Raw genomic sequence first — 13,368 nt, forward strand, 5'->3', positions numbered from 1 at the left:
GGTTTTTAAAGTATTTCTATGGTATACCGACTTTTAAAAGTTTCATTAGCCTCTAATTTTATAACACCTTCTTTTTGTTTATAATCTTTATTATGATTTGTATGATCTGCTATTCCAAACCAAGGTTCTATACATACAAAAGGTGAGTTGTTTTTACTTGACCATATACCTAAATATGGAAAGTCTTTAAACGTAACACTTAAATACTTTTTGTTAGTTGGCTTATAAACCAACGTCACTTTTGAAAACGGATTAGAATTGAAAGTTAAAGAACCTTCATCAAAAACTGTATCTGGTAACTCTAATATACCAGGCTCTGTAAAATACTGCGTCCATTGATCTATATATAATCCATCTATTTTATCTTGTGTCTTTGGCATATCATCTGTATTAAAAACCAATTGGTATTCACTACGTTTTTGCCCCTTCTCAATTGGGCAATTAAATGCTGGGTGCGCACCAATTGAAAAATATAATTCATCACTTGCTGATGGGTTTTTAACCAAATAATCAACGTCTAACGATTTCCCGTTAATAGTGTATGTTATTTGTAGTACAAAATCGAAAGGATAAATAGCTTTAGATGCTTTTGATGCAGTTTGCTCGAAAGTGATACTTTGATTTGTTTTATTAACAACCGTAAAATCATAATCTCGTGCAAAACCGTGTTGTGGTAATTTATAGGTTTTACCATCAAAGGTGTATTCGTGGTCTTTTAATCGTCCAACTATTGGAAACAGTATTGGCGATTGTCTATTCCAAAATTCTGGATTCCCTTGCCATAAATATTCTGTTGCATCTGCTTTAATACTTGTTAACTCTGCTCCTTTTGTTTTTATAGACACTTTTAAATTCTCATTGCCTATTGTTTGAACCGCCATTTCTTCATAAGGTTTACTAGTTACTATTTCTGTTTTTTGTTTTGCACTATTACAACTCATGAACAATGTAAAAATGCAGATGCTAAAAATTATACTTTGTTTCATAATACATTCATTTTATATTTAGTGTGCAAAATGTTTTTTAAACTGATGACTATATCTTGATATTTTTGCTCATTCACAACATTCATATTTTCATCTTCATCAGTTCTGTGATCGTACAACATAGAAGTGATTACAGTGTTATCTTCTGGCTTAATAAATTCGGTATAGCTAAACTCTGGTGTTTGCAGGGTATAACCATTCCCTTTTTTAATAAAAATATGGTCTTTCCCTTTTAATTTTGGATTTTGAAGTATAGAGACCATGCTTTTTCCATCTAATTGGTTTTCTGGAATTTCTAAACCGCATAACTCTGCTAATGTCGGATAAACATCTACCAACTCAACTAAAGCGTTAGTGTCTTCCTTGTTTTTTGTAAGTGGATTATAAATAATAAGCGGCACTTTGGTTGATGTTTTATAATTAGTAAACTTTGCCCATTGCGTATGTTCCTGTAAATTATAACCATGGTCTGAGACTAATACTACAATAGTATTTTTAGCTAATCCAGCTATTTTTAGCTCCTTTAAAATTTTTCCAATGAGTGCATCAGTGTAACTTACGGTTGCATAATACCCATGGATTAAGTTAATTGCTAAACTATCTGATACTTGTCCTTTTTTAGGAATATTAGAATATGCTCGCATTTCTGGCCAATTGCTAATAGACATTTTTGGCGCATTTTTTGGAATGTAATTATAATTCTCTGGTTGTTTAATTCTATTTTTATCATACAAATCCCAGTATTTTTTTGGTGCGTTAAATGGTAAATGAGGCGCAATAAATCCAGCAGTCAAAAAGAAAGGCCTGTTAGTTTTTTTAAGCTTTTTAATATCTCTAATTACTTTTTCAGTGAGTAAACCATCTATATAAATGGAATCGTTTACAGGTGCTTTTTCATAGGCTGGTCCTGTATTTGTTTTTTTATATTCCAAAATATTTTCTAGTAGTTGATAATCTTTCCAAAGCGATTGCCAATAATCTGTTGGTGCCAATCCTTGATTGTTTTTATCAAAGGCATATGGGCGCCAGAGGTCGTCCCAATCGTTTTCCCTATCGTCTAAATGATGGTATATTTTTCCGTTAGAAATAGTAGTATAGCCATTATTTTTAAATAACTGCGGAAGCGTTATAGCATTAGGCGTTTCTTTTTCTACAAACGTATTATAATTTAAAAAGCGGTTTTTAGTCGGCAACATTCCTGTAAGCATGCTAGCTCGCGAAGCACCACAAACTGGCACATTACAATATGCGTTTGTGAATTTTACACCTTTTTCTGCTAAAGCATCAATATTTGGCGATTGTATTTGCGAAGCGCCATAACTTGCCAATTCTGGACGCAAATCGTCCATATAAAGTAAAAGTACATTAGGCTTGGTCTGTTTTTTTTCGCTGATAGTTTTATTGCAAGAAGTAAAAACAAGACTTATACATAAGACCCTATATAAAAAATGCATTCTATTATTGTTTTGAATTGGGCTCAAAATTAAAACTAGAAACAAAAAAAAAGGTTCAAAATTAACCTTTAGAGCATTAATAATTGTCAATAATTTGTTATTGAAGAAAGTTTTGGGCAACTATTTCAAAGATTAGTTTTTAGCTACCAAAACAACATTTAGATTCAATGTTAATTTTTAAGATTTAATTAGTTGCTTTAATAGCATTATCTAAAAGCAACTCTTCAATTAAAGACGCTAACTTTTTTAAATCATTTGGAGCATGTAAATCGTGATAACTTATTGTGTAAGCATTATATGTAAAATATGTAAGCGGTACATCTCTAATCTGGCCTATGTAAGTATTTTTAAATTGCTTAAAGCGACTGTTTTTAAAAGCCACTTTAAGCAATTTCAAATCATTACTTGAAATATTAAATGTGTGTTTATCTAGTAATGACATGTTAGCAAAACCATTATAGTTTAATACATTGTCTTTAATTTCTACTTTGTAATATGGAGTGTTTGCAGATCTGCCTTTAGATTTAATATAAGAAACCTCGAATGGTTTATCCTTATTTTTTTTGGAGGCACATCCAAAAGTTACCATAGACATAACAACATATATTTTAACTATAAGTTTCATTAAATTAATGTTTTACAACTATCTTTTTGGTTACACTTTTATTTGTCTTAATATCTTCTAATTCTAACAAATATAAGCCATTAGCCAAAGCAGATGTATCAATTACAGATGAACCGTTTATTGTATTATCATAAATAACTTTACCTGTGATGCTATATAGTTTATATCTAAATTCATTGTCAACAGACATCGTTACATTAATAATATCTGATGCAGGATTTGGAAAAATAGAAATATCAAATTCTGAAAACTCTTCGACACTTAAAGATTCTTGTAAAAAAAAATTAGCATTAGAAACATCATAAAAAGTTGATTCTGCTCTAAAACCTCCGCTTACATCACATCTTACTAAAACTCTTGCTGTAGAAGTTTGTACATTAGGCATTGTAATACTTTCAGAACCATCGTTTGGTGTAGCATCTGCAATAACTGTATAGGTAACTCCACCATCTGTTGAAACTAAAATATCAACATTATTACAATGCGAGTCTGTATTATTTACCGTCCATGTAACTATTTGCGAGCTATCTGCGTTATAATTTTCTCCACCATTAGGACTTACTACATTAAAAGGCCCTGTATTGGCAACAGTTATTACAGTTCTATCTTCATCTAACCTACCAAAAGCTGTATTGTTATCTCTTACTGTAAGTGAAAAGTTCATCGTTCTTGCAATACAAGGAAGTTTTTCCCATTCTTGGTCATTATTACCAGCTAAAACGTCGCTGTACTGAGGTAAACTTCTAAATTTTTCGGTTGTAGCAGATCTAAAACGAAATAAGGCATTGTTATTAACATTACATTCTGGAGAATCAAACACAACATTTCCTCCTCCATCATATTGAACCCATTGATAGGTTAAGTTATTATTAGGATCATTATTATCCATTCCATCACCAACTACAATAAATGGGGTTTCTTTAGGAATTGTAAAATTAGCTTTTGCATCTGCAACTGGATCTGACGCATTTCCTGTTGCATCATTTGAAGAGCAGTTATAGCTACTTAATTCTGCCAACATTTGAGCAATTGAGGCATAATGAAAGAATGGATCTGAATTTTGAGCATATTGCTCTGCTCCTTGACAAACATTTGCATACGACATAATAGAAGACCCTTCTCCTGGCTCGTATCTAAAATTATCTACACCATTACAGCCAGACTGATTATGCTCTGAACCGAACTGGTGCCCTAATTCATGTGCAACGTAATCTACCCATAACGTAGACACACCTATACTCGATGAAGAAAAGCCATCTCCTTTATTGTTTCCACAGACCACCTTAAAACCTGCTAAACCATTTTCTTCTCCCCATAAAACTAAATGTCCTACATCGTATGCAACAACACCTATGGCATTGTTAATTCTATTGGTTAAATTATTAGTGTTATTATTATTTTGAATTAGCGCATTATTGTTAACTAACGTAAACTCAACACCTAAATCTCTTAAATAAACAGCATTCACCATGTTCGTTCCAGAAGCTAAAGCGTTTAAAACATTCACTTCATTATAGGGGTTTCCACCGAATTGAAGTCTGTAATTATTTGAAGCCATAACTGCTAGTCTGTAAGTTCGTTTAGTACTTGGCGACCTCATTAAGTCTAAATCATTGATTCTTTTTTCTGTGTTTACAATGTTGGTTTTACAATTAAATCCCTCCGTAGCACTATGTTTTTTATAAAAAACCATAAGGGTCTCTGGTGAGTTTTTATAAACAGGCTCGATAAAATAAGACTTGTCCTCTGTAAATACAGACGCATGAAAACCTGAGTCACTTATATCGCATGCTATAAGCGTGCTTGGATCGTTTTTTTTATACCCTCTAAATGTTTTTATGGTATATAAATGAGCTACTTCATCTGCAACTACACTTGATGGGTTAATTATAAAGGTTTCAAATTCCCCATTAGGTGCAGGAATAGTAATTTCCTGAAATTTATTATTTGCATTCAATTTGTTTTTAAAATCGTTTATTGACATTTCAAAAACTGAAAAGTTAGACGGTAATTTCTTGTTAACAAGACTTTTTGAATTAAGTTTGATTTCTTGCTTTTTTGAAAACTTCCAATCTGACTTTTCTATTTGAGCAGAAATACTTTGAATATCTCTAGGATTTAGACCTGTAATACCATTTTGAGGTGCACTGTAACTGTTTCCAGCGCCTCCTAATGGGTCTAATGTATCTTCGTTTGCGGAGTCAACAATAATACCATCTATAACATAAAGCGGCTCTGTATTACCTGTTAAACTATTTAAACCTCTAATTTTTATTGTAGATGATGAGCCTGGAGCTGTATTTTGCTGTATTAACACACCTGCTGCTTGCCCTTGCAAAAGGCTTTCTATATTTTGAGATTGGTTGACTAAATCTTCTTTAGGTTTAACGGTTGTTACCGAACCTGTAAGATCTCCTTTATCCACTTGACCATATCCTATTATTACAACTTCATCAAGTTTTTCTTGCGACTCCTCTAAAACAATGTCAAGTTTTTTTTGGTTTGTAATTTCAATCTCTTTAGCTATATAACCTACATAACTTATAACTAAAGTTGCAGGTGTTTTATCCATTTCGATGGTAAATTGCCCATCAAAATCTGTGACTTCGCCTTTATCTGTACCTTTTACTATAATAGATGTTCCCGGAAGCGGAAACCCAGTATTGTCTTTTATTGTTCCTGTGATTATTTGTTGTGCAATTATAAATGTTGGAAGTATTAAAAGTAGTAGGCAAAAATGTTTTTTCATAATTAACTAATTAGTTTCTGCTAAACTACTTTAATACTTTTATTTTGAGTTTTAATATGCATCACAAATGGTTTATTTATTGTCAAAATATAATAAACATGTAATGTAACTATATGATAATTGTATAATTATCAATAGTTCGCAACTATTTTTATTAAATGTAGAAATAGTAGTACAGAAAAAATAAAACTATTCTTTTTTAGCTCTTTTTTAGGCTTTCTATAAATCCGCTTGGTGTCATTTTATAGAATTTTTTAAACGATGTACTGAAGTATTTTGGATTTGAAAATCCAGATTGGTATGCAACTTCCTTAATACTTATATCTCCTCTTATCAGTAAATTTTTGGCTTGTTTTAGTTTTGTATGAATAATAAAATCTTGAGGTGACAAATCTACTAGGTTTTTAAGCTTCATATATAGGGAAGTTCTACTCATACCTACACTTTTTGATAGGTCGTGAACTGAGAATGAATCGCTTTCAATATTAGCCATAATTGTAGCTTCTAGTTTTTGAAGAAACTCTTGATCTTTTTTATTCCTAAAAAGTTCTGCTGTATCTGCATCACTGTCTTTAACATACTTATCACGTAGTTTTTGTTGCCATTTTAGTGCATTTATCATTTTTGCCAACAGAAACTTTATGTCTACTGGTTTTTCTATGTATTCTGAAATTCCACTTTCTATACTCTCCAGTTTTTGGTCTGAGTTTTGAAGTACTGTAAGCATAAACACAGGAATATGATTAAGGCTAATATCATTTTTAAGCTGTTTAGCCATTTGCATACCATCCATTTCCGGCATAATTAAATCGGTTAAAATAATATCTGGAAATATTTGATTAGCCACTTCTAAGCCTTCTTTACCGTTGGTTGCTTCGTAAACTTGAAAGTAAGTTGCTAACGTATTTGCTAACGAGTTTCTTAACTCATCATTATCTTCGACTATTAATATTTTACTATTACTAAACTCAGTTAGTTCTGTAGTGTTTTCTGCAATTTCTGTAATTTTATCGGTTGGCGTGCTAGTTTCGTTAATTTCTGTATAACTTTTCTTTAAATTATTTAATAGTACAACAAAGGTTGTTCCTTTATTTTCTTCACTTTGAAAACTTATAGACCCTCCTGTTTTTTCGAGTAATTTTTTAATTAACATTAAACCTAATCCTGTTCCTGGACGCTGGCTATTAATAACATTTCTGGCTCTGTAATACTGATTTAAGATGTGTTTTTGCTGATCTTTTGGTATGCCGAGTCCTTCATCTTTAATTTCAATTCTTAAATCTCCAGATTTAGTTTTATTTGTATTTATAAAAATTGTGCCATCTTTAAAAGAATACTTAATCGCATTAGAAATAAGGTTTAAAAGGATTTTATCTAAACTTTCTTTGTTAAAATAAAAGTCTTCGGTCCATTCATTATTAAACACAACATCAAGGTTTTGATCTTTAGTAAGTGGTTTAAAATTGTTGATGCGCTGTTTAATTTGTTCGTATACATCGATTTTTGAAATGTCCTGAATGCTATTATCATCTGCTGTTACTTTTTGAAAGTTTAGCATTTGTTCAAAAAGTGAGTTTATTCGTTTTATAGTAGTTTTTATTCGCTCTTTTGAATCTTCAGTAGAATCTACACTTTCGGTAACATTATCTAACGATGAAATTAAAATAGCTAATGGTGTTTTTATTTCGTGCGTTACGTTATTGAAGAAATCAATTTGTTGATCGGCATTTCTTTTTTTAATTATTAAACTGGTAAAATGAATAATCGCATAGACCAATGCAAAAGTCAATAAAGCATATAATAGATAGGCTTTTTTTGTTGCCCACCATGGGGAAGCAATATTAATTTTTAGTTGCCTCTCACTAGATTCATTATCATGTTTACTATAGGCTTTAACCTTAAAAAGGTAATTCCCTGGGCTTAAATTTGTGTAGGTTGCGAAATTTTGATTAGTAACTGGAGACCATTGCTCATCAAAACCTTCTAACATCCATTTGTATTTTACTTTAGAAGGCGCACTATGTAGTATACCTGTAAAATCTATTTCTATTGAATTTTGCTCGTGGTTTAATTCTAGGGCTTCAGTTTTATTAATGTGTTTCTCTAAAGGGCTTTGATTAGGTTCTATTATTTTATTAGACAGCTTAAACGAGTTAAATATTATTTCTGGCTTGTAGAGTTTTTCTTCAATTTTATTAGGATTAAAAAGCGTTACACCATCTACTCCTCCAAAAGCAATAAGATTATCATCTATTTTTTTAAAGCTTCCGTAATTAAATTCTGTTGTTGCTAAACCGTCTTTTTTATCGTAAACATCTATAATAGTATCGTTTTCTGTTATTTTAATATTTGCGATACCTTTTGTTGTACTTGCCCAAATGGTGTTATTATTTGTAGCTATTAGACCTTGAATAACATCTGATGGCATCCCATTTACAACACTTATTTTTTTTAAGTTTTTTGTTTCTGTATTATAAAACAATAGGCCTGCGCCATTTGTAGCAACCAACAAATTTCCATTTTCCATTTGTTGTGTTGCATTTATTGTAGAATAGGATAAATTAGAACTATCAGACAATAAATCTTCTATTAAACCAAAGGTTCTATTTGTATGATTAATTTTAAAAACACCTTGTTTACAGGCAACTAATATTTCACCTTTCTTATTTTCTGAAATCGACTTTATTTGCTGTATTGGGTATGTATAAATATTATTATTTTTATCTAAAACGGTTAAATCTTTCTCTATACCACCTGCCCAAAGATTACCTTTAGCATCCTTATACAATGCATATATTTTTTTAATAATATCGAATCCAGTAGCTTTATTGTAAGGCGTAATTTTTAATGTTTTTGAATTAATTTTAAATAACCCTTTGTTGTAAGTGCCAACCCAAATAACATTGTCATCTGTTAATAGAGATAATATAATGGTCTGATTTTTTTTAGAATCTCCTAATAAATGTTCTAAATGTTTCCATTTGTTTGTTTCTGGATCCCAAATGCTTAATCCTTTTTTTGTGCCAAACCAGAATTTACCATTATTGTCTTTTGTAATAGCTCTAGTAAAGTTTGCAATTATACTATTAGTATTATTTATTTCGTGTTGAATATTTGTAACTGGTAATTGGTTGGAATTAAAAAAGTTAACACCTCCTCCATAAGTGGCTACCCATAAAATATTTTCTTTATCAACACAAATATCATAAACGCCATTACTTGACAACGAATGCTTATTATTTACATTCTCTGTGTAATGGTTTATCATTACGAACATACTATCAACCTCGAAAATACCACTACCATCTGTAGCAATTAAAAGATTGTTTTTTGTATTTTTAATAATATCTGTTATTGGGTTTGTTGAATTAAAACCTAATTCTAATAGTGTTACATCTTTAAAATTTGCTTCTAATTTAACGAGAGTTCCATCTTTAAAGCCTACTAATATTTGATTATTGATAGTAGAAATGCTACTAATATTATTATTTTTTACTCCAGTAGGTATTTCTTTAAACACTTCCGTTTTTAAATCGAAAATAAACAACCCTTTTGGAGTCCCAACCACGAGCTTATCTTCAAATTGCTTAATTGCCTGAATGTTATGATTCGCAATAACGCGTTTCATTATAGTTTTTTTTGGAGACCTTTCAGATTTCCAAAGCCCGTTAAAAGCACCAACCCATATCGTGTTGTTTTTATCTTCGGTTATAACATTAATTAAAGCTGGATTAATATCTTCATTATGTTCTACTAATTCAAAACGATCAAGATCACTATTATATAAACAAACACCTTTTTCTAACCCAATCCATATATGTTGTTTTGAATCTACAAATATGGCTTTTGTTCGGTTGCTCATTGCAGATGGCAACCCGCTATAGTTGTTATATATTTTATAAAATTGCGAATTATGCTTTAAAACGCCTTCTTCTGTAGCAACCCAAATATTACCAACACCATCCTGCTCAATAGCATAAGTAATACTCTGTGTTGGCACATTTTCTCCTCTTAATTGTTGAAATTTCACTGTGTTTTGAGCAAAAGAAAACGCAGAAAAAAAAGTTAAGGCGAATAAAAAAATAATTGCTTTTAAATTCAATGTCTATATTTGTTTTATTTAATTTCTAAATGTAATTAAAATATAATTTATTCTGAAAATTTAAACTTAATGAATACTCGTTTCCTTTTAAAAAACACATTAATATTATTAGTTTTTGCTTTGATTTTTTCTTGTAAAAATGAAAAACCGCTTGATAAAAATTCAACTTTAACACCCTCTAAAACAGATGCTACACCAAATATTTTAATAGAAAAACTAGATAATATTGAAACGCCTAAAGGTATGGTTTGGGTTAAAGGAAAAACATTTACTCAAGGTGCTAAAACAACAGATAATTATGCAATGCCTAGAGAAAAACCAGCACACCAAGTATCGGTTGATGGATTTTTTATGGATATAACCGAAGTTACTAATGCACAATTTAAAAAGTTTGTAGATGCTACCAAATATATAACCATAGCTGAAAGACCTATAGATTGGGAACAAATGAAAAAAGAACTACCAGAAGGCACTCTAAAACCACATGATTCTATTTTACAACCAGGAAGTTTAGTCTTTAACAAAGATGTAAATGCTACTGTTAATATGAGCAATTACAGCCAATGGTGGACTTGGAAAATTGGTGCTAATTGGAAGCAACCTTATGGAAAAGGAAGTTCTATTAAAGGAAAAGACAATTACCCTGTGGTTCACGTTGCTTTTGAAGATGCTTTGGCTTATTGTAAATGGGCAAATAGGCGCTTACCAACAGAAGCAGAATGGGAATCGGCAGCACAAGGCAATAATACTGATGCCATATTTACTTGGGGAAATAATACTGAAATTTTAAACGCCAATGCTAATACTTGGCAAGGTCAATTCCCAACTAATAATGAATCTATAGATGGGTTTGAATATATAGCGCCTACAAAATCATATCTTCCAAATAGTATAGGGCTGTATGATATGTTAGGGAATGTTTGGGAATGGACTAGCAGTGTATACAACGCAAATTACTATAAAGAATTAGATCTTTCAAAACCTATAATAAACCCAAAGGGTGCAACAGAATATTATAATCCACAAAATCCATATCAAATAGAAATGGTAATGAAAGGCGGTTCATACTTATGTCATGATTCTTACTGTGCAAGTTTTAGGATTTCTGCAAGAATGTCTACTAGTAGAGATTCTGGGTCAGACCATTTAGGGTTTAGAACTGTGGCTAGTATAGATATGATAAAATCAAAAAAAATAAATTAACTATTAATCTTCTATTGACGTTTTTTAAACCTAATACACTTATAACCAAACCTATTAAAACAGGGTGTTAGTTATTTTTGAGCAGCAAAACTCAAAACCCTATCTAATATGTTTAATAGTAAGTATTTCACTTTAATTTGTTTATCATTTTTATTACTAACTTCTATTGGTTTTTCTCAAGTAGGCATAGGTACTACAACACCAGATGCTAGTTCTTCTTTAGATATTACATCAACAAATTCTGGGTTATTAATACCAAGAATGGATATGTCTGAAAGAAATGCTATAGTTTCTCCAGCTACTGGGTTATTAATATTTCAAACAGATAATACTCCTGGTTTCTATTACTATAATGGAACAGCTTGGGTTACTTTTGGAGCTACAACTACTTCAGCATTAGTTTTCCCTAAGCTACCAATACCTGCGCTTGAAACTGCAACAGTAGGAGCTGGCTCAGACTTTACTTTCGCTATGACTATTAATGGTGTTAATTATTCAATTACAAGACGTACTCAAGCTAAAGATAATGGAAGTCCAGATGTAGCTCAAAGATTAAAATTAAGGTATACTTTTTCTCCTGCATTACCATATATTCCTTCTGGGAAGGCATTAACGCCAAATCAAGAAGACACGACCTACAATGATGGTATTACATTAAGTTGCAAAAAATTAACTAGTACAATTTTAATTGTAGATGTTTATAGAATAGATATGATTGGTGATGTTGATATTCCTTGGGCTTCAACATCATATACTTTTGACGCTGTGTTTTTCGAATAGATTAAACGCAAAAAACAGTCTTTATTTTAGCTTTAGAGTTGTTTAGGCACTAGTACTATTCCCTTTACGACATATCTGTGCTATTGTATTCATTTTCAAACTCTTTATCTAATTTATCTGAAAATAAAAGTAAAAAAAAGTTAATTAGTTTCATAACGATGAGGGTTGATTATATAATGTAAATATATTCTACGTATCGTATAGTTAAGTTTACCTAAAGTCTATTATAGTTTAATAATTGTCAAGCACAAGCTGAGTCTTTTATTTTTTATATAAAATCTAACGTATTAAATGATGAATTTAAGATTTTTTCGTCATTAACTTCAAGCCATTTTTTTAAAACTGTTGCGTAAATTGATCTAAAATCTACAGTGTATTTTAAATCATTATTTTTATCTAAATTCAGAAGATTGGGTGCTTCATTATAAAAACCTGGTTTACTTAGGTTTTTACCTATTACAAACACATTATTCGCTGCTCCATGATCGGTTCCGTTTGCTGCATTTTGTTTTACACGTCTTCCAAATTCTGAAAAAGTGAGTACTAAAGTATCTTTAAACGTATCGTTTTTTTCTAAATCTTTTATAAAAACATCCATAGCTTCTGCGTAAACATTTAGCAACCTTTCTTGCCTTTTACTTTGGTTTACATGTGTATCAAATCCACCCATAGACACATAGTATACTTGACTTTTAATACCAGAATTTATAAACTGCGCAGTCGTTTTTAATTGTTTACCAAATGGGTTTTTAGGGTACTCAAACTTAGAGACATAGGTTTTAGAAGTTTCAAAAATGTATTTAGCAGATGATTTTGCTTCAATCATTGTTTTATAAAGGTATCCTAAGTTATGTTCGCTTAAATGAGCATCTGTTTGCTGTTTAAGTATATATTCAAAATATGGCGTATTCATATTTCTATTTAAAACAGCTGGGTTTTTAGTTGCTATACCATTTATTTTTTCTCCTTTTAGAATAAGTGATAAACTATCGTCTATTTCTATTCCAGAAAATGGCATTTTTCCGTAGTTATCAATATAACGGCCTAACCAACCAGTATTAGAATAAGCATTACTATCACTAGCGGTATGCCAAATATCGGTTGATCTAAAATGTGAACGGTTTGGATTAGGATAACCTACATTATTAATTATAGACAAATAACCTTTATCGTAAAGTTTTTTAAGTGGTGTTAATTTGTTATTAAACCCTAATTCATCATTTATTTTTAGAATATTAGATTTAGAGATGGCTAATGTTGGCCGACTGTTATAATAAACATCATTAGTATATGGTACAATGGTGTTTAAACCATCATTACCACCAGAAAGCTGAATAATAACCAGTTTTTTATAACCTAAAACGTCCTTAGTAACCGTTTCAAAAGCTTTTACAAAACTTGGAACTAAAAACAAGCTACTAGCTAAACTACTTTGTTTAATAAAATCGCGTCTTTTCATAATTTTATTT

General features: G+C 30.8%; 8 protein-coding genes. 2 read left to right on the forward strand and 6 right to left on the reverse strand.

The genetic code is table 11. The annotated features are described in order from the left end of the window. Positions 1 to 5: 5 nt before the first annotated feature. From ACVC08_RS18895 to ACVC08_RS18915, 5 genes are all read right to left on the reverse strand, one after another. Positions 6 to 986, reverse strand: a complete 981-nt coding sequence (locus tag ACVC08_RS18895; RefSeq protein WP_452603230.1) for an aldose 1-epimerase family protein — start codon at positions 984 to 986, stop codon at positions 6 to 8. After that, the gene (locus ACVC08_RS18900; RefSeq protein ID WP_452603231.1) at positions 983 to 2,440 is read right to left on the reverse strand and encodes a sulfatase; all 1,458 of its coding nucleotides are present in this window, start codon (positions 2,438 to 2,440) and stop codon (positions 983 to 985) included. Before ACVC08_RS18900 ends, ACVC08_RS18895 begins: the two co-directional genes overlap by 4 nt. A gap of 184 nt (positions 2,441 to 2,624) precedes the next feature. Further along, entirely contained in the window at positions 2,625 to 3,065 is a 441-nt protein-coding gene (locus ACVC08_RS18905) for a DUF6438 domain-containing protein (RefSeq protein WP_452603232.1), read from the reverse strand. A gap of 4 nt (positions 3,066 to 3,069) precedes the next feature. Then, positions 3,070 to 5,814, reverse strand: a complete 2,745-nt coding sequence (locus ACVC08_RS18910; protein WP_452603233.1) for a reprolysin-like metallopeptidase — start codon at positions 5,812 to 5,814, stop codon at positions 3,070 to 3,072. A 199-nt stretch (positions 5,815 to 6,013) separates the two neighbouring features. Continuing rightward, complete coding sequence (locus tag ACVC08_RS18915; RefSeq protein WP_452603234.1) at positions 6,014 to 9,844, reverse strand: hybrid sensor histidine kinase/response regulator transcription factor; 3,831 nt, start codon at positions 9,842 to 9,844, stop codon at positions 6,014 to 6,016. A gap of 141 nt (positions 9,845 to 9,985) precedes the next feature. On the opposite strand from ACVC08_RS18915, the gene ACVC08_RS18920 reads away from it, so the two are divergent. Further along, positions 9,986 to 11,119, forward strand: a complete 1,134-nt coding sequence (locus tag ACVC08_RS18920; protein ID WP_452603235.1) for a formylglycine-generating enzyme family protein — start codon at positions 9,986 to 9,988, stop codon at positions 11,117 to 11,119. 108 nt (positions 11,120 to 11,227) lie between these two features. Further along, positions 11,228 to 11,899 carry a hypothetical protein gene (locus tag ACVC08_RS18925; protein WP_452603236.1) on the forward strand — a complete coding sequence of 224 codons (672 nt, stop codon included), beginning with the start codon at positions 11,228 to 11,230 and terminating at the stop codon, positions 11,897 to 11,899. A 268-nt stretch (positions 11,900 to 12,167) separates the two neighbouring features. On the opposite strand, the gene ACVC08_RS18930 is transcribed toward ACVC08_RS18925, so the two are convergent. Beyond that, complete coding sequence (locus ACVC08_RS18930; protein ID WP_452603237.1) at positions 12,168 to 13,358, reverse strand: DUF1501 domain-containing protein; 1,191 nt, start codon at positions 13,356 to 13,358, stop codon at positions 12,168 to 12,170. Positions 13,359 to 13,368 lie beyond the last annotated feature (10 nt).

It is taken from the genome of Pontimicrobium sp. MEBiC06410, from assembly GCF_053601615.1.